Annotated in this window: 16 protein-coding genes, 1 tRNA gene and 2 pseudogenes; 5 read left to right on the top strand and 14 right to left on the bottom strand. The window is 65.6% G+C overall.

Annotated features, from left to right (window positions below; all coding sequences use genetic code 11):
• Positions 1 to 571 precede the first annotated feature (571 nt).
• From BEN78_03345 to BEN78_03365, 5 genes are all read right to left on the bottom strand, one after another.
• Entirely contained in the window at positions 572 to 2227 is a 1656-nt protein-coding gene (locus tag BEN78_03345) for a hypothetical protein (protein ASR42567.1), read from the bottom strand.
• Between the two features lie 1276 nt (positions 2228 to 3503).
• A complete protein-coding gene (locus BEN78_03350) occupies positions 3504 to 4880 on the bottom strand; it encodes a cystathionine beta-synthase (GenBank protein ASR42568.1) in 1377 nt (458 codons plus the stop codon).
• A gap of 128 nt (positions 4881 to 5008) precedes the next feature.
• Entirely contained in the window at positions 5009 to 5230 is a 222-nt protein-coding gene (locus tag BEN78_03355) for a hypothetical protein (GenBank protein ASR42569.1), read from the bottom strand.
• Positions 5231 to 5705: 475 nt separating this feature from the next.
• A complete protein-coding gene (locus BEN78_03360) occupies positions 5706 to 6281 on the bottom strand; it encodes a hypothetical protein (protein ASR42570.1) in 576 nt (191 codons plus the stop codon).
• 2 nt (positions 6282 to 6283) lie between these two features.
• Positions 6284 to 6664, bottom strand: a complete 381-nt coding sequence (locus tag BEN78_03365) for a hypothetical protein (GenBank protein ID ASR42571.1) — start codon at positions 6662 to 6664, stop codon at positions 6284 to 6286.
• Positions 6665 to 6758: 94 nt separating this feature from the next.
• Here BEN78_03365 and BEN78_03370 point away from each other — a divergent pair, with 94 nt between their 5' ends.
• The gene (locus BEN78_03370; GenBank protein ID ASR42572.1) at positions 6759 to 7862 is read left to right on the top strand and encodes a type IV pili twitching motility protein PilT; all 1104 of its coding nucleotides are present in this window, start codon (positions 6759 to 6761) and stop codon (positions 7860 to 7862) included.
• A 19-nt stretch (positions 7863 to 7881) separates the two neighbouring features.
• On the opposite strand, the pseudogene BEN78_03375 reads toward BEN78_03370, so the two are convergent.
• From BEN78_03375 to BEN78_03400, 6 genes and pseudogenes are all read right to left on the bottom strand, one after another.
• Positions 7882 to 8540 (bottom strand): annotated as a pseudogene (locus BEN78_03375) (maleylacetoacetate isomerase).
• Positions 8537 to 9541 carry a 2-keto-4-pentenoate hydratase gene (locus BEN78_03380; protein ASR42573.1) on the bottom strand — a complete coding sequence of 335 codons (1005 nt, stop codon included), beginning with the start codon at positions 9539 to 9541 and terminating at the stop codon, positions 8537 to 8539. The pseudogene BEN78_03375 and the gene BEN78_03380 overlap by 4 nt, the downstream one beginning before the upstream one ends.
• Positions 9542 to 9599: 58 nt before the next feature.
• Positions 9600 to 10334 carry a hypothetical protein gene (locus BEN78_03385; protein ID ASR42574.1) on the bottom strand — a complete coding sequence of 245 codons (735 nt, stop codon included), beginning with the start codon at positions 10332 to 10334 and terminating at the stop codon, positions 9600 to 9602.
• A 108-nt stretch (positions 10335 to 10442) separates the two neighbouring features.
• Positions 10443 to 10517 (bottom strand) — tRNA-Gln (locus tag BEN78_03390).
• Between the two features lie 90 nt (positions 10518 to 10607).
• Positions 10608 to 11000, bottom strand: a complete 393-nt coding sequence (locus BEN78_03395; protein ASR42575.1) for a 30S ribosomal protein S9 — start codon at positions 10998 to 11000, stop codon at positions 10608 to 10610.
• 3 nt (positions 11001 to 11003) lie between these two features.
• Positions 11004 to 11432: a 50S ribosomal protein L13 gene (locus BEN78_03400; protein ASR42576.1), complete on the bottom strand. Its 429-nt coding sequence runs from the start codon at positions 11430 to 11432 to the stop codon at positions 11004 to 11006.
• Positions 11433 to 11636: 204 nt separating this feature from the next.
• Here BEN78_03400 and BEN78_03405 point away from each other — a divergent pair, with 204 nt between their 5' ends.
• The gene (locus BEN78_03405) at positions 11637 to 12284 is read left to right on the top strand and encodes a 2-octaprenyl-3-methyl-6-methoxy-1,4-benzoquinol hydroxylase (protein ASR42577.1); all 648 of its coding nucleotides are present in this window, start codon (positions 11637 to 11639) and stop codon (positions 12282 to 12284) included.
• A gap of 160 nt (positions 12285 to 12444) precedes the next feature.
• Here BEN78_03405 and BEN78_03410 read toward each other — a convergent pair whose 3' ends face one another.
• Positions 12445 to 13236 carry an S-adenosylmethionine decarboxylase gene (locus BEN78_03410; GenBank protein ASR42578.1) on the bottom strand — a complete coding sequence of 264 codons (792 nt, stop codon included), beginning with the start codon at positions 13234 to 13236 and terminating at the stop codon, positions 12445 to 12447.
• 135 nt (positions 13237 to 13371) lie between these two features.
• On the opposite strand from BEN78_03410, the gene BEN78_03415 reads away from it, so the two are divergent.
• The 3 genes from BEN78_03415 to BEN78_03425 all read left to right on the top strand — a co-directional run bounded on the left by BEN78_03415 (position 13372) and on the right by BEN78_03425 (position 15354).
• Positions 13372 to 14061, top strand: a complete 690-nt coding sequence (locus tag BEN78_03415; protein ID ASR42579.1) for a transcriptional regulator Crp — start codon at positions 13372 to 13374, stop codon at positions 14059 to 14061.
• A gap of 5 nt (positions 14062 to 14066) precedes the next feature.
• Complete coding sequence (locus BEN78_03420) at positions 14067 to 14540, top strand: hypothetical protein (protein ASR42580.1); 474 nt, start codon at positions 14067 to 14069, stop codon at positions 14538 to 14540.
• A gap of 61 nt (positions 14541 to 14601) precedes the next feature.
• Complete coding sequence (locus tag BEN78_03425; protein ID ASR42581.1) at positions 14602 to 15354, top strand: hypothetical protein; 753 nt, start codon at positions 14602 to 14604, stop codon at positions 15352 to 15354.
• Between the two features lie 915 nt (positions 15355 to 16269).
• On the opposite strand, the pseudogene trpC reads toward BEN78_03425, so the two are convergent.
• A pseudogene (trpC, locus tag BEN78_03430) lies at positions 16270 to 17052 on the bottom strand (indole-3-glycerol-phosphate synthase).
• 76 nt (positions 17053 to 17128) lie between these two features.
• Complete coding sequence (locus BEN78_03435; GenBank protein ASR42582.1) at positions 17129 to 18166, bottom strand: anthranilate phosphoribosyltransferase; 1038 nt, start codon at positions 18164 to 18166, stop codon at positions 17129 to 17131.
• Positions 18167 to 18192 lie beyond the last annotated feature (26 nt).

Genomic DNA, 18192 nt, shown 5'->3' on the forward strand with positions numbered 1-18192 from the left:
CTTCGCGAGTGTCGATGTACTGCTTTTTCCAACCCAGTGCAAAGAGAGCTTCGGGTTGACGGTGCGAGAGGCCATGTTGCGCGACACATGGGTGATCGCTACCGATGCAGGAGGTGCAGTTGAAGACATTGTCCCCGGCGAGAACGGAGATGTTGTGCCATTACTTGATCGAGGACCGCTATTTAAAGCGGCCATCAAACGACTTCTGGATGAGCCCAGTCGATTGGACGGATATCGCAATCCCCATGCGGCTCTGATTCGCGTTTTCGATGATCAGGCCGACGAGTTGCTGCAGTATCTCGAAACAGTCATCCGACAGCATCGACCAAGGCAAGAATTGTCCTGAGTAAGTTCAAGCTCCGAGCTCGTGTCGCGCAGCCGGCGACAGCGCGGCTCGGCGACGACAGTGGGCGCTACCGCGCCCTAAAACCCTCCGCACTCGTCTGTGCATCACCATTTCGGCTGCACAGTCATCGCCAATCCTTGATTAAGATGGGTCAAATGCTCAAGCATGTGTCGGCCTTTTTCTGCCCGTTCTACCATAATGTACTGATGAACTCGGTGTCTGCGCTTAGGGAAGTGGGCACGCGTCAAGGGGCCTAATAGCTTCGCCGGCAGTTGGAACGAGTACTACGCATGTCTCGTCAAGGTCTCCATCGCTTTGCCTGACCTCCCAGATACTGATTCCCTCGCCCTTCGATTTCGAGCGGATCTCTCCATTTGTATATGCCTTGCCATCGAGCGAAAACGACTTGTAGCCGTTATCGACCAGCTCATCGAGCTCGAAAATCGCACTGAATATGTCGCCATCCGGACTCCAGAGCCTTAACTCTGCTTGCCCAGCGTTCTGCCTCATGTAAGTGCCCACTAAGAGCCTGATCTCCGCCAGCGCTCTTGGCTGGCTTAATTGCTCTTTGGGAAAACGCAGAGGCACTGCACGTCCCTGCGTTAGAACAGGGCTGGGCGTCAGCTTCAACGACGCCGCTGACGCAACTTCTGGCGTCAGGTAATAGCGGGCTACAAGGACCGGTGTGACCGAAAACGCCGTTGCAAGAGCCACTAAGAAGACGAGTATCTGACCCCCCGTACCCATTGGAGAGGCAAGCTGCCGAGGGTCTGCACCTATCGCATAAGCAAATGCGATTGCCGGAATGAAGAAGTAGCGCCCCTGCACACCTTGGATGATCGGCGAATCGCCGATAGTCCACTGAACAAGCATTGCGAGAAATGTCAGAAGAATTGTGCTGAAGAGCGCGATAACGAGCGACCAGCGCGCCAGCCCGGTACCGGTGAAATGATTCCAGCTGATTGAGCAGATAAGACTTCCTAACAGAAGAATTACGAACACCGCGTAATGTAGCGATCCAAGCGGCGCGTCCAGCCAGCCGAGCACCCCGAGGAACGACTGGGCATAATACTGCGCTACACCCGGACTGATCACGGTCGCGTGGATGAGACCAAGAAAATCAAATGGATTAAGCAGATACCCGGTCAATCGAGCCATATGGTCGATGTCTCGCGCTCCCGCAGGATAAACGGTTGTCTTGATCGTGACCAAGGTCCACGCTATCACGGCCGCCGACAGAACGCCGGCACTAATCAAGAGGCGTTTGTCGCGCTGATAAAAAGCGGCGACGAATGGGATCAATAGGAACGGCAGCGAATTTGCCCTACAAGCCGTGAGAAGCCCGAGCGCGGCCAGCATGATCATCATGATCGACAGACGTCTGTCACCGAGAGAGACATAGCGCCAAAACGCAGAAAATGCGAGCACAGCAGCGCTTGCCGACATGCCATCCAGAACGGCAAAGGAAAGGAGGAATGTCGACATCGGCAGCAGCAGCAGTGCCAGCACTAGCGCCGGAGGTGGAAAGAGACGAAACGCCCAGTAAAGAACCCCAACACTGACAAACAACGCCAACAAGCGGGCCAACCGATAAGAGCGGTCGACGGTCATGCCGGTCGCCTTACCCACCCACAAACCGATCGCTTGTGGAATATAGAGCGCGGGAAAATAGTAAGCCGTGCCCGGCTGCGTCACACGTTGATTCTCACCACTCCACTGAACGGTGCGCGCTGAAGCAAGATCATCAGCATCGAGCTTGACGTCAGCCTTTCCAGCCATCGCACTAAAGTGGTCCATATACTTGACCAGCCCCGTGTCTACCAGCCCTCCGGATGGCTTACCGCCGGAGGAGTCCAGTAGTACCTGCCCGTTGCCCAGCATGTAAGCCCGCTTGACGTGATCGAATTCGTCAGGCGCCTGAAACGAAGGCGTCAGACCTTGCCAGATGACTCCGATCAGGAGGAGTAAGAAGCAAGTCGTCCCTGCGTAGGAAACCAGGGGCTTTCCTGAATGCGCCGAGCTAACAATTGAAGCTCCTACTCGACTCATTGAAGGTTCCCTGCTGTTTTGGTGAACGCATACCTGCGATGGATTGCTTTGACGGGTGTCGCCCGCACGTCGTGACCTATGAATGCTAATACGAGTTGCACTCCGACGAGTATTGGCATTGCGGCTAGCATCACGGTCCCGCTGGATGCAGTTGTACCCGCGGCTGCAACCTCATACCACTTTATCAAGCCAAACCCCCCCCGAAGAGCAAAAGCACAACACCCACAGGAAGCTCAAACGACGCAAGCGATAGATCCCGAAGATAGTAATTATAGAAAACCCTCTTCACGGTATTTCGCACATTCTTGTAAAGGAACTCACCCATCACCTTACCGATGCTGAGATTACTGACCTCATCGGCGTAGCGTGCATGCATGGGAATATCCACAACCACAGCGCGCAGGGTACCGAGCCGAAATAGAACGTCGGTCTCGAAAAAATATCGACGGCTGATCTTATTAAAAGGCAGATTTCTTGCCACATCTCGATGGATCGCGGTGAATCCATTTGTAGGGTCAAATAGATCCCAATAGCCGGATGAAAGTTTAGTCAGAAAAGATAGCCCTGCATTTCCAAACAAGCGTGGAAACGGCATCTGATGGATCTGCTCCAAATCGAAGAACCGGTTACCCTTCGTATAATCCGCCTCCCCTGACAATATGGGCTGCACGAATCCAGGTATCAGCGCTGGTTCCATCTGCCCGTCACCATCAATTTTCACGATAACTTCCATATTGTCCGAAATCGCTTCTCGGTAGCCAGTCATAACAGCACCACCTACGCCTTGGTTCTGCTCGTGACGCAGAACTACGACCCTTGGGTCGCTGCAGCGAGACTCGACATAATCGCCACTACCAACCGGACAGCAGTCGTCCACAACATAGATGCGAGTCACTTCCGGGCCGATTTTGGAGATCACGCCAAGTATGTGAGCTATCACCTTGTAACAGGGAATTACAACGGCAATCTGGCCAGTCATGGATATCCTTGGGGATGATGGCGGGCTACACTTGGAGCCTGCGGCTGCAAAAAACTGAGAACCTGCTTCCGACCAGGTGCGCTTTCGGGGCTTTGAGCGCCCGGCAAGACTCCTACATCGAACGACCAGTCACTGCACCCGCCGCCGCAGGTAGTTCAGCAGGTCGATCCGGGTGATCAGGCCGAGGAAGCGCTCGCCCTCGGTGACGATCGCGACCTGACCCCGGTCGAACACCGGCAACAACGCCTCGACCGGCGATTTGACGTCCAGGAAGTCGAGCTTGCTGACCATCGCGGTCGAGACCGGATCGCGGAAGCGGCCTTCGTCGCCGTAGACGTGCAGCAGGACGTCGCTCTCGTCGAGGATGCCGACGATCCGGTCACCGTCCATGACCGGCAACTGCGAGATCTCGTAGAGCTTCATGCGCTGGTAGGCGGTGACCAGCAGATCGCCCGGGGCCAGCACGACGGTATCGCGACGCGAGTACGGGCGCAGGATCAGGTCGCGCAGGTCGCCGTGTTGCTCGCGCTCGATGAAGCCATTGTCGAGCATCCAGTAGTCGTTGTAGAGCTTGCTCAGGTACTTGTTGCCGGTGTCGCAGACGAACACCAGCACCTTCTTGGGGCGCGTCTGGGCGCGACAGTACTTGAGCGCGGCCGCCAGCAGCGTGCCGGTGGAAGACCCTCCGAGGATGCCTTCGGCCTGCAGCAGTTCGCGCGCCGCCAGGAAGCTCTCGCGGTCGCTGATCGCGTAGGCCTGCCGCACGCGCGAGAAGTCGGAGATGCTCGGCAGAAAGTCCTCGCCGATGCCTTCGACCATCCAACTGCCGGACTTGTCGCTGAGCGTGCCGTCATTGATGTATTCGGCCAGGATCGAGCCGACCGGGTCGGCCAGCACCAGCTCGACGTCGGGGGCGTGTTCGGCGAAGCAGCGCGACAGGCCGGTCATCGTGCCCGAGCTGCCGCAGCCGAAGACGATCGCGTCCAGACCGCCGACCTCGGCCATTTGGCGCAGGATCTCCGGGCCGGTGCCGTGCTCGTGCGCAGCGGGATTGTCGGGGTTGCCGAACTGATTGATGAAGTAGGCGCCGGGGGTCTCGGCGGCGATGCGCGCGGCGAGGTCCTGGTAGTACTCCGGATGGCCCTTGGCCACGTCCGAGCGCGTCAGCACGACCTCGGCACCCATCGCCTTGAGGTTGAAGATCTTCTCCCGGCTCATCTTGTCGGGGACGACCAGGATCAGCTTGTAGCCCTTCTGTTGGGCCACCAGCGCCAGGCCGATGCCGGTATTGCCAGCCGTGCCCTCGACCAGCGTGGCGCCGGGCGCGATGTCGCCGCGCTGTTCGGCCGCCTCGATCATGCTCAGGCCGATCCGGTCCTTGATCGAGCCGCCAGGATTCTGGTTCTCGAGCTTGAAGTAGAGTTCGCAGACGCCGGCGTCGAGGCGGCGCGCTTTGACGATCGGGGTCTCGGCGATCAGGTCGAGGACGGAAGAGGCGATCGGCATGGAGTCCGGTCCACAGCAGGCGGGCCGTCGATTATCGCCCATCGCCACCGCGCCGGTCGCGGCACCCGGCATTCGCGGGCGATGGCGGCCGACGAGGATGACCGCCACCGCCCGCGACTGACGTAAACCTAGTGTTTCTGCATCGCGTCGTACATCGACGCCAGGCGGTCCTTCGCGGCAAGTTTCTCGCGCTTCATCTGCGACAGCGTGGCTTCATCCACCGGCAACACGCCTAGCTCGGCATTGAGCACTTTCTTGTCCAATTCCTTGTGCCGGTAGTAGAGCTGTCGGAACTCGACATTGCCCTTCATGATTTCTTCGAGTTCCACCTGCGAGTGCGCTTCGAACATGAAATCCTCCTGACACGAATGCGAACGCCCCGGCCGGCGACGGCAGGGGCGCTGCGGGGACGGCCTCCAGGGGACGGGCCTCGAACGATCCGCTCGGGCATGCGGCGCCGCGCTTGGGGCGGGCATCGAACACCTCATGAGGAATCGTCTCGGTCATCGGCCTGGTTCGTTGACCGGATGGCGAAAGAGGAGACCACCCGGCGCAATCGACCCTACTCCGGGGTCGCAGCGGCGGCAAGGCCCCGACGGCATGCGACGACGCGGCTGCGCGGTCAAAGGCGTTAAGCGCGGCGCTCGGGGACCCACGCGTATCGCGTCATGGCGCGCTCGGCGGGTTAAGACAACGCCAAGCGATTGATTTCACTTGGATTCATGGATGTGAGGCGATCACCGGAACGGCGCATCTTCGGCACACCCACGGGCCGTGACAAGGGTCAGCATGTCACCCGGCCGCCTCAGACAGCCTGCCAATGGCTCAGGGCTCGAGGCTCTTGAGCAGTTCGGCCTCGCGCCGCTTGAGTTCGGCTTCACGCTGGCGCGCAGCGCGCAGCTTGGCGGCCTCGCCGCTCGCAACGCCCTGCAGCACGGTCTCGGCCTGCTGGCGCGCGGCTAGCTCTTCCTCGGCCGCCAGGCGCAGGCGCGCGGCCTCCTCGGCCTGGATCTGCGCCTGGATACGCAGGCGCTCGGCCTCCTGGCGTGCCCGCACAGCGTCCTGCTGACTGGCCTCGACCAGCAGTTGGGCGCGCTCGCGCTCGAGCTCGCCCAGTTCCCGGCGCGCGACCTCGGTCTGCGCGGCGACTTCAGCCGTTTCCACCCGCCACTGCGCGATCTGCAGCGCGGATGCGCGCTGGCTGCTCCGCACCGTGGCGAGCGTGGCCAGGGCCTGGCGTGCCTGCAGGCGCTCATAGGCGGCCGCGCCGGCGGTGCCGGCATCGGCATCGATGGCCTGCAGCCGCTGCTGAAGCGCGGCAGCATCGGTGTCGTTGCCCGATTGGGCCCAGGCGGTGGACACGGCCATGGTCAGGGCGAGCGTCAGAATCGACAGGCGCATGCTCAGTTCTCCCCCTGCAGCCGTTGGCGCAGATTGGTGATCTCGGCGCGTCGCTGCGCCAATTCGGCCTCGGTGACCGCCTGACGCGCGCGGGCGTGGGCCAGATCGGCGAGCGCGGAGGCCGACAGCGCGAGCGTGCGCGCTTCGGCGTCGCGGCCATTGGCGGCCGCCGCCTGTGCCTGCTCGAGTGCGCGGCGTGCTTGGTCGATCTGCATCGGTGCGTACTGGTCGGCGTCGGCATCGCCAGCCCGGGCGACCGACAGCCGAGCAGCTGCGAGATCCTCGGTCGGTGGCGGTGCGCTGGCGCAGCCTGCAAGCGACAGGGCACAGGCGAGCACGGCTGCGCCCAGCAGTGGCCGGATGTATGCGAAGCTTGTCTTCATCGAAGCATCGTGCCCGAAAAGCGTCATTGCGGGCATTGTCGTCAGCAAGCCGGGGGCGCGCAATGTGCCCCGGCCGCCCGTGGGGAATTCATACATGGACATCGGCCCGTTTCTGAAGCTGATGACGGAAAAAAGCGCGTCGGACATGTTCCTGAGCACCGGCGCGCCGATCCACATCAAGATCGAAGGCCGGCTGCAGCCACTCGAGGGCACACATCTGGCGCCGGGGGTCGTCCGCCAGATCGCCTACTCGATGATGGACGAGCAGCAGATCCGGCGTTTCGAGCGCGACCTCGAGATGAACATGGCCTACTCGCTGCCCGAGGTCGGCCGCTTCCGGGTCAACGTCTTCCGGCAGCGCGGCGAGGCCGGCATGGTCGTGCGTGCGATCAGCAGCAAGATTCCCGACATCGCGCAGTTGCAACTGCCGCAGGTGCTCAAGGACGTGATCACCGCCCCGCGCGGGCTGGTGCTGATCGTCGGCTCCACCGGCTCGGGCAAGTCGACGACGCTGGCGTCGATGATCGATCACCGCAATACCTGTTCGGCCGGCCACATCCTCACGATCGAGGACCCGATCGAGTACCTGCATCGGCACAAGCGCTCACTGGTCAACCAGCGCGAGGTCGGGATCGACACCCAGACCTTCCACAACGCGCTGAAGAACGCGATGCGCGAAGCGCCCGACGTGATCCTGATCGGCGAGATCCTCGACGCGACCACGATGGAGGCGGCGATCGCGTTCGCCGAGACCGGGCATCTGTGCCTGGCGACCCTGCACTCCAACAACGCCGACCAGACGATCGAGCGCATCCTCAACTTCTTCCCTGAGGCCGCACACAAGAACGTGCTGATGAATCTGTCGCTGAACCTGCGCGCGGTGATCTCTCAACGCCTGGTCGAGGGCGTGGACGGCCGCCGGCTACCGGCGACCGAAGTGCTGCTCAACACGCCGACGATCCGCGACCTGCTGCGCCGCGGCCATGTCCACGAGGTCAAGCAGGCGATGGAGGAATCGCTCGAGGAAGGCATGGAGACCTTCGACCAGTGCCTGTACCGCCTCTACAAGAGCGGGCGCATCGAGCGCGAAACCGCACTGCGCGCCGCCGACTCGCGCGACGGCCTGGACCTGAAATTCCGGCTCTCCGAAGGTGCGACCGACGCCCACGACCCGTACGCGGACGTGTTCGCCCCATAGTCGCTGTCACCCGCGGCCTTCAGACGGCGTCGGGCTGGGCTTCGGGCCGCGCGGCGGCAAAGGCCGGCAGCGCCAGGCAGGCCGATTCGATCGCGAGAATGCGCGGGTACGGCGCGAGCTCGATGCCGAAACGGCGGGCGTTGTAGAGCTGCGGGACCAGAGCGCAATCGGCGAGCCCGGGCGCATCGCCGACGCAGAACCGGCCCGCTTCGGGCGCCTCGCCCAGCAGGCGCTCGAACGCTGCGAGCCCATCGCTGACCCAGCGCCCGATCCAACGCGTGCGTCCCGCCGCATCGATGTCCCATTCGCGTTCCAGGAACTGCAGCACACGCAGGTTGCCGAGCGGATGGATGTCGCAGGCCACCAGTTGCGCGAGCGCCCGTGCGCGATGACGCGCGAGGGATCGGACGGCAGCAACGGCGACGCCGGGAAGACTTCGTCGAGGTATTCGATGATCGCCAGCGACTGGGTCAGCATGTGCTCGCCATGCCGCAGCACCGGCACCAGCCGCTGGGGATTGCGCGCCGCGTGCGCGGGCGCGCGCTGCTCGCCGCCATTGCGCAGCAGATGCACCGGCACCGACGCGAACGCCAGGGCTTTGAGATGCAGTGCGATGCGCACGCGGTACGCGGCGCTCGAACGCCAGTAGCCGTACAGCGTCAGCGCAGCGTCGGTCACGCGTCCGTGTCCGTGTCGGGCACGTAGCGCTCGACCACCTGCTCGATCGCACCGAAGATGCTCGCGCCCGACGCCGTGAGCATTTCGATCCGCACGGTGTCGCCGAATGACAGGAATGGCGTCTTCGGCGCGCCTTGCTCGAGGGTTTCCACGACGCGGCGCTCGGCGAAGCACGAGGCGCCCTTGCTGGTGTCGGCATTGGCGATGGTGCCCGAGCCGACGATCGTGCCCGCGGCCAGCGGGCGGGTCTTGGCGGCGTGGGCCACCAATTGCGCGAAGTCGAACTGCATGTCCACGCCCGCCTCCGGCGCGCCGAACCATTCGCCGTTGACGTGGGTCACCAGCGGCAGGTGCAGCTTGTGCTCGCGCCAGGCCTCGCCCAGTTCGTCCGGCGTCACGAACACCGGGCTCAGCGCCGACCTCGGCTTGGCCTGCAGGAAGCCGAAGCCCTTGGCGAGTTCGCCCGGGATCAGGTTGCGCAGGCTGACGTCGTTGACCAGGCCGACGAGTTGGATATGGCCGGCCGCCTGGGCCGGCGTCGCGGCCATCGGCACATCGTCGGTGACCACGACGATCTCCGCTTCCAGATCGATCCCGTAGTCTTCGCTGGCCACCTTGACCGTGTCACGCGGGCCGTAGAACCCGGCGCTGGTCGCCTGGTACATCAGCGGATCGGTATAGAAACTCTCGGGCACCTCGGCGCCACGCGCGCGACGCACCCGCTCGACGTGCGGCAGGTAAGCGCTGCCGTCGACGAACTCGTAGGCACGCGGCAGCGGCGCGGCGAGTCGGACGACATCGAGGTCGAAGACACCGTCGGCGTCGCCGGCGTTGAGCGATTCGTAGAGGGCGTTGAGCCGGGGCGCGGCGTTCGACCAGTCGTCGAGCGCCTGCTGCAGTGTCGCCGCAACGCCCGTGGCACGCACGGCCGTGGCCAGGTCGCGTGAGACGACGATCAGGGTGCCATCGCGGCCGCCCTCCTTCAGTGAACCCAGCTTCATGGCAACTCCGGTTGGCGTCGGCTATTCGTTGCGATTGTAACCAAGTGCCGGCCCGCGATCAGTCCTCGCCCTGGAACGCGCCGCTGCGGTAGGTCAGCACCAGGGTATCGCGATGGCCGGCGGCGTCGATCGGCTGGATCGGCGTCGATTCGTGGATGACGCGGTGGTCGTCGAGCAGCAATGCCGACCACGGCCGGATCAGCGTGAAGCGCTGGCCGCTGGGGCCGTCGGCGTCGAAGACGCGGGTTTCGCCGCCCTTGATGCCTTCGCGGGCGACGAGCAGCACGGCGACGAAATCCACGCCGTCGCGATGCGCACCTTCAGGCGTCGGTCGCCCGATGCCATCGGTGGTGTCGATGCGGAACTGGTGCGCCTCCACGTACCAGGGCAGATGCGCGCGCACCTGCCCGAACACCGCGCCGAGCCTGGCGATCAGCGAGGTCCACGCAGGCGCGGCAGCGGTCGTCGCGCAGACAGGCTCGAACCAGCGGTGCATGCCGCCGTGCAGCGCGTTGTAGTCCTCCGACTGCCAGTGCGCGCGCCGCGCCGCCGGGACGAGTTGGTCGCCGTGCTGGACATAACAGGCATGGCGGCGCCGGCGATAGCGCCCGCCATCGCGCAGGTAGCCGTCGGGCGGTAACGTGTCCCAGTCGGACCGCAGCGCCTGCAGATCGGCGACCGCGACATCGCACAGCGTCGACAGCGCGTCGGGGGCCAGCACTGCGAAACCGTGGGCCTTGAGATCGGCGACCGCACGCGCGGCCTCGGATAACGGAGGAAGAGGGCTGTGCATCGGCGGATTCTAGGGCGTGGAACCGGCCTGCGGACGAGCGCATTTGCTGAGACGAGCGCGAATGTCCGCGCAAAAAAAAGCCCGCCTTTCGGCGGGCTTTTTCGTAGATGGCAGCCCCGGATGGATTCGAACCACCGAATGCCTGAGTCAGAGTCAGGTGCCTTACCGCTTGGCGACGGGGCTATGACGCTATTGTACCGCCGAAACCGCAAAAAATCGCAAGTCCCGGCGATGCCGGATCCACGCATCGCGCGTGGATCCGAACCCGCGCGATCAGCGCTTGGAGAACTGCGTGGCGCGGCGTGCCTTGTGCAGACCGACCTTCTTGCGCTCGACTTCGCGCGCGTCGCGGGTCATGAACCCGGCCTTGCGCAGCTCGGTCTTCAGCGTTTCGTCGTATTCGACCAGCGCGCGCGCGATGCCCAGGCGGATCGCACCGGCCTGGCCGGTGGTGCCGCCGCCGGTGGCGGTGACGACGACGTCGAAGGTCTCGGTGTTCTGGGTCAGCTCGAGCGGCTGGCGCACGATCATGCGCGCAGTCTCGCGGCCGAAGAACTCGTCGAGCGGACGGTCGTTGACAGTGATCTTGCCGCTGCCCTTGCGCAGGAACACGCGGGCGACAGAGGACTTGCGACGGCCGGTGCCGTAATTCTGGGTGATAGCCATGACTTAGAGTTCCAGGGGCTGCGGCTGCTGGGCGGCGTGCGGATGCTCGGCACCCTTGTACACCTTGAGCTTGCGGTACATGGCACGGCCGAGCGTGTTCTTCGGCAGCATGCCCTTGACGGCGATCTCGATCACGCGTTCGGGGTGGCGCTCGAGCGCCTGGCCCAGCGATTCGGTCTTGAGGTTGCCGATGTAGCCCGTGAAACGGTGGTAGAGCTTGTCGGTCATCTTCTTGCCGGTCACCGCGATCTTCTCGGCGTTGATCACGACGATGTAGTCGCCGGTATCGACGTGCGGGGTGTAGACGGGCTTGTGCTTGCCGCGCAGGCGGTGGGCGATTTCCGCGCTCAGGCGGCCCAGCGTCTTGCCGGTGGCGTCGACGAGATACCAGTCGCGCTGGACGGTCTCGGACTTGGCGGTGAAAGTCTTCATGACGGGTTGGTACTCGGTCGGTGACTGGTCGGGCTGATTGCGCCGGTGGCCGGCGGAACTTCGCCTCGCGTTGTGTACGGTGCAGCAAAGAGGCGGGATGATAGCGCGGCCGGTCATCGCGCGCAACCAAGCGCCCAGGCCGCGCTGGCCTGGGCTGCCTACAGCGCCGACAATACCCCTCCCCGGACACTTGGAGCCACCGCGATGTCATCGCCCCGATCGAGGTTCGGTCCGTTCGACCAGGTCCTGGTCGAGACCCAGCGCGCGCTGGAGACGGTCTTCGGCAATCCGTCCGCCGCCCGGCCCAACCCGGCAGCCGACACCCCCGACGTCGTGCTCGAGCCGCAGGAGCGCCGCCATGCGGCCGGCCTGATGCGCATCAACCATGTCGGCGAAGTCTGCGCCCAGGGGCTGTACTTCGGGCAGGCCGCGGTCGCTCGCGAGCCCGACACCCGCCACCACCTGCTCGAGGCCGCGCAGGAAGAAACCGACCACCTGGCCTGGTGTGCGCAGCGCCTGCGCGAACTCGACAGCCGGCCCAGCATGTTCAACCCGCTGTGGTACGGCGGCAGCTACGCGCTCGGCGTGCTCGCCGGGCTGCGCGGCGACGGCTGGAACCTCGGCTTCGTGGTCGAGACCGAGCGCCAGGTCGAAGCGCATCTGGACGAGCACCTGGAGACGTTGCCGCCGGCCGACGCGCGCAGCCGCGACATCCTGCGGCAGATGAAGGAGGACGAGGCCCGGCATGCCGACCACGCGGAATTGGCCGGCGCCCGCGCGCTGCCCTGGCCGATCCCCTCGCTGATGTCGGCCGCCTCATCGGTGATGAAGACGGTGGCGTACCGGCTGTAGCGCCAGGGCCGTGACGGGCGATCGGTCGCGGGCGATGGACGCGGCAGGCGCCCGGCGTCGACCAAGCCACCATCGGATCGCCGCGCGCTCCAAACGAAAACGGCCTCGCATCACGCGAGGCCGTTCTCGAAATCATGCATCGCCGATCACGGCGCCCGCGTCAGTCGACGAGGTTGCGCCCGTGATAGAGCTCTTCGATCTCGCGCTTGAGGCGCGCCTCGATCTTCATCCGGTCCTTGAATGACAGGTTGCGCGCCTTCTCCTCGAACAGGTACTGGTCGAGGTCGAAATCCTTGAGATGCATCTTCGTGTGGAAGATGTTCTCCTGGTAGACATTCACATCGAGCGCGTCGTAGCGCGACTTGATGTTCTTGGCCAGGTAGTCCTGGATCGAATTGATCTTGTGGTCGATGTAGTGCTTCTTGCCCTTCACGTCGCGGGTGAAGCCGCGCACACGGTAGTCCATGACCACGATGTCCGACTCGAGGCTCTCGATCAGGTAGTTGAGCGCCTTGAGCGGCGAGATCACGCCGCACGTCGCCACATCGATGTCGGCGCGGAAGGTCGCGATGCCGTTGTCGGGGTGGGTCTCGGGATAGGTGTGGACGGTGATGTGCGACTTGTCCAGATGCGCGACCACCGCGTCGGAGATCACGCCCTTGGCGTCCTTGCGGTCGATCACCGGTTCCTCGGAGATCAGGATCGTCACCGACGCGCCCTGGGGCTCGTAGTCCTGACGGGCGACGTGCAGGATGTTCGCGCCGATGATCTCCGCGACATCGGTCAGGATCTGCGTCAGCCGGTCGGCGTTGTAGACCTCGTCGATGTAGGCGATATAGCGCTGGCGCTCGTCCTCGGACGAGGCGTAGCACACGTCGTAGATGTTGAACGACAGGGCCTTGGTCAGGTTGTTGAAACCCTGGAGCTTCAGGCGCGGGAGCGGTTTGACCACAGCGGTCGACCCTCGGGGGTTGGGCGAAACGGGGATTATGCGGCAAACCGGGGCCCGCTCGCGACCTCGGCGCATAGCGGTTTGCCCCCGACCGGCCGACCGCCTACTCTTCGGCATTCCCCGCTGCGATGCCTCATGCCCTCCGATCCCGTGGCCCTGATCAATTCCCATGTTCGCACGCCGCACCCGATGTCGCCGTCGGCGGCGGCCATCGAACGCTTCCTCGCCCACTGCCACCGCCGACGCTATCCGCCGCGCAGCGAAGTGTTCCGCCCCGGCGATCCGGCGGGCACGCTGTACTACGTGGTCAGCGGCTCGGTCAGCATCATCACCGAGGAGGAGGACGGCCGCGAACTGGTGCTGGGGTACTTCGGCCCGGGCGAGATGGTCGGCGAGATGGGCCTGTTCATCGAATCGGACGTGCGCGAGGTCATCCTGCGCACCCGGACCCAGTGCGAACTGGCCGAGATCAGCTACGAGCGGCTCTATCAGCTGTTCGAGACCACGCTGGCGGGCGATGCCACCTCGATCATGTATGCGATCGGCGCCCAGCTCTCGCGCCGGTTGCTCGACACCAGCCGCAAGGCCGGTCGGCTGGCGTTCCTGGATGTCACCGACCGCATCGTGCGCACGCTGCACGACCTGACCCGGGAGCCGGATGCGATGAGCCACCCGCAGGGCACCCAGTTGCGGATCTCGCGGCAAGAGCTGGCCCGGCTGGTCGGCTGCTCGCGCGAGATGGCCGGCCGGGTGCTCAAGAAGCTGCAGGCCGACGGCAAGCTGACCGCCCGAGGCAAGACCATCGTGCTGTTCGGGACGCGGTAGACGCCATGAGCACCGGACATTTCGCACCGCGCGGCGATCTGCCCGACGCCGATCTGCGCAGCGCGTCGGCCATCGACGCCGACGACGTCGCCGCCCTGCTCTCGGAACTGGGCTATCCCTGCGGCGTGGACGAGGCGCGCGAGCGCATCCTGGCGGTCACCGCCAACGACCGCCAGGCACTGGTGGTCGCACGCAGCGGTGGCCGGGTCTGCGGACTGGTCGCGCTGGACTTCATGTACTACCTGCCGCTGGGCACCACCACCTGCAGGATCACCGCGCTGGTGGTCACCGATACCGCGAAGGGCCAAGGCCTGGGCCGCCAGTTGCTGAAGGAGGCCGAGCGCCGCGCGCGCTTTGCCGGCGCGGCGCGGCTGGAACTGACCAGCGGCTCGCAGCGCACCGATGCGCATGCGTTCTACCGGGCCTGCGGCTTCTCCGACGGCACCCTACGCTTCATCAAGCGGCTCGGCGACGCCTGATCCCTGACAGCGCGCCCCTTGGGCACCGTATGCTGTGGTCGCCCCTCGCAATGGACCGCACATGACGCTCGGCGACCAATTCCTGTTCTTCGTGCTGGTCGGCCTGGCCGCGCAGCTGATCGATGGTGCGCTGGGCATGGCGTTCGGGCTGGTGTCCTCCTCGGTGCTGCTGAGCATGGGCGTGCCGCCGGCGGCGGTGAGCGCCAGCGTGCACACCGCCGAGGTGTTCACCACCGGCGCTTCGGGCGTGTCGCACCTGGCGATGCGCAATGTCGACCGGCGGCTGTTCTTCCGCCTGGCGATCCCCGGCATGGTCGGCGGTGTGCTCGGCGCCTATGTCCTGACCCGATTGCCCGGCGACGTGGTCCGCCCGTTCATCTATGCCTACCTGCTGGTGCTCTCGGTACTGATCCTGCTGCGCGCGGCGGGCCGGATGCTGCCCCGGCGCGAGGTGCAGCGAGTGCCACTGCTCGGCTTCGTGGCCGGCCTGCTCGATGCCAGCGGCGGTGGCGGCTGGGGCCCGGTCGCGACCTCGACCCTGCTCGCGCGCGGCGGCGCGGCGCGCACGACGATCGGCACCGTCAACGCCGCCGAATTCCTGGTCACGTTGTCGATCTCGGTCACGTTCTTCCTGACCATCGGCCTGCAGCACCTGGACGTGGTGCTTGGCCTGCTGGTCGGCGGCATGATCGCCGCGCCGCTGGCGGCGCTGTTCGTGCGCCATGTGCGCGAGCGCTGGGTACTGCTGGCGGTGGGCGTGCTGGTGATGGCGATCAGCCTCTACCAGATCGGCCGGTCGCTACTGCCCGGATGAGCCTGCCGGGGTGCCGGCACGATCGCGGCAGCCCCAGTTGAGGATCGGTGTGCCTGAGGGCAGCACGCGCCGGAACATCGCCACCGCGCCCGCCTTCGGGTTGACCACCACCGGGCTCGCCGCCGCCTTGAGCAGCGGCAGGTCGGCGCTCGAATCGGAATAGGCGATGTCGATGTCGCCATAGCCGCGCTCGCGCAGCATGCGCATCTTCTCCTCGGCATGGCAGTGACGCGTGGCCACGACCGCGCCAAGCTTGGGGCCCACCGCAGTGCCGATCACCGGCACGGTCTCGTGGGCCACGAAGGCCAGGATCGCGCGCGCCAGTTCGGGTGGCGCGCCGGTCGCCACGACCACGCGGTCGCCGGCCTCGCGGTGGCCGTGCAGCGCCTCGAGCGCCACCGGCAGCAGCCGCGGGCGGATCTGGTCGGCGTGCCGGGCAACGTAGAGATCGATCAGGCGATCCAGGGACCCGCGGCTGTTCAGACCCACGGTCCCGATCCACGCATAGCCGGAGATGCCGTAACGACGGGTCGGCAGGCAGGCGATCATCGGCCCGAGCAGCGGCGTAGCCAGCAGCGCCAGCGCCGTGCGCCAGGGGCTGCGGCGGATCAGCCAGCCGAACAGATGCGTGCCCGAATCGCCGTCGTAGAGGGTGTGGTCGAAGTCGAAGACGACAGTGCGTGGCGCAGCGGCTGTCCGTGCATCGATGGCCGGCTCGCCGGCCGCGGCGGCAGCCGACGTCAGCAGCCCGGCCAGCGTCGGCGCGGCATCGTTGGCAGGCGCTTCGCCGGGCGAGGCCTGGGCCGGATCGCTGGCCTCGACGATCACCGCGGTCAGCGGCGCACGCGGGGCGTCCGCTTCATCCGGTGCCCGCGGCGGCGGCGCGATGACCTCGGGCGGCGGCAGGGCCGGCGAGAACAAGGCACCGAGCGCGGCGCCGGGATCGGGCGCGCGCATGAAGGCTTCGCCGACCAGGAAAGCGTCGATGCCCGCCTCGCGCATCCGCGCAACGTCGTCGGCCGTATGGATGCCGCTCTCGGTAACCAGGCGCCGATCGCGCGGCACCGCGCCCTGCAGCGACAGCGTGGTGTCGAGCGAGACCTCGAAGCTGCGCAGGCTGCGGTTATTGATGCCCAGTAGCGGCGACGGCACCTGCAGCGCGCGTTCGAGCTCGTCGATGTCATGCACCTCGACCAGCACGTCGAGATCCAGCGACATCGCCAGCCCGGCCAGCTCGACCAGCGCGTGGTCATCGAGCGCAGCAACGATCAGCAGGATGCAGTCGGCACCGAGCGCACGCGACTCGTGGACCTGCCAGGAGTCGACAATGAAATCCTTGCGCAGCACCGGCAATGAGCAAGCGGCGCGCGCCTGCACCAGATAGTCATCGGCGCCCTGAAAGAAGTCGATGTCGGTCAGCACCGACAGGCAAGCCGCACCGCCGGCCGCGTAGCTGCGGGCAATGTCGGCGGGGCGAAAGTCCGGGCGGATCACGCCCTTCGACGGGCTGGCCTTCTTGATCTCGGCGATCACCGCCGCATCGCCTGCCGCGATCCTGGCCTCGATCGCCGCGGCGAATCCGCGGACCGGGCCGGCATCGGCCGCGCGCGCCGCGATCTCGGCCAGCGGGCAGGCCGCGCGACGAGCGGCGACTTCTTCGTGTTTGCGCGCGACGATGCGCTGCAGGACGTCGTTCAAGATCGTAGAACCGCGGCGGACGGACAGGGCCGCCCAAGATACCGCAGGTGATGCCGCCGCCGGGCGCCGGGCCCGATCAATGGGCCCGACCGTTGGTCGCCGCCACGAACGCGTCGAGCCGCGCACGCGCGCCGCCGTCGGCGATTGCCTTGTGCGCGCGCGTAACGCCATCGGCGATCGAGTCGGCCACGCCGGCGACATACAGCGCCGCGCCGGCGTTGAGGCAGACGATGTCGCGTGCCAGCCCCGGCGTGTCGTCGAGTGCGGCCAGCAGCAGCGCCTTCGATTCGGCCGCGTCGGCGACCCGCAGGTTGCGGCTGGCCGCCATCGCGATGCCGAAGTCCTCGGGATGAATTTCGTACTCGTGCACCTGCCCGTCGCGCAGTTCGCCGACCAGGGTGCCGGCGCCCAGCGAGATCTCGTCCATGCCATCGCGCCCCCAGACCACCAGCGCGCGCTCGGCACCCAACTCCCGCAGCACGCGGACCTGGATGCCGACCAGATCGGGATGGAACACCCCCATCAGGATGTTCGGTGCGCCGGCCGGATTGGTCAGCGGGCCGAGGATGTTGAAGATCGTGCGCACGCCCATCTCGCGTCGCACCGGGGAGACGACCTGCATCGCCGGGTGGTGCACCGGTGCGAACATGAAGCCGATCCCGGTGCGCGCGATGCAATCGGCGACCGCCTCGGGCTGCAGGTCGATGCGCGCGCCCAGCGCCTCGAGCACGTCGGCGCTGCCCGATTTCGACGACACGCTGCGGTTGCCGTGCTTGGCGACCTTGGCGCCGGCCGCGGCGACCACGAACATGCTCGCCGTGGAGATGTTGAAGGTGTGCGCGCCGTCGCCGCCGGTGCCGACGATGTCGACCAATTGCATGCGGTCGTCCTCGGCCAGCGGCACCGGCAACGCGAACTCGCGCATGACCTGCGCCGCGCCCGCAATCTCGTCGACGGTCTCCTTCTTGACCCGCAGGCCCGAGAGGATCGCCGCCGTCATCAGCGGCGAGACCTCGCCGCGCATGATCTGACGCATCAGCTCGACCATCTCGTCGCGGAAGATCTCGCGATGCTCGATGGTCCGTTGCAGGGCTTCGTGGGGGGTGATGGGCATCGCGACGCGGACTCCTGGCACAGGCT

Source organism: Xanthomonas citri pv. mangiferaeindicae, assembly GCA_002240395.1.
In the GTDB taxonomy this organism is placed as follows: domain Bacteria; phylum Pseudomonadota; class Gammaproteobacteria; order Xanthomonadales; family Xanthomonadaceae; genus Luteimonas; species Luteimonas citri_A.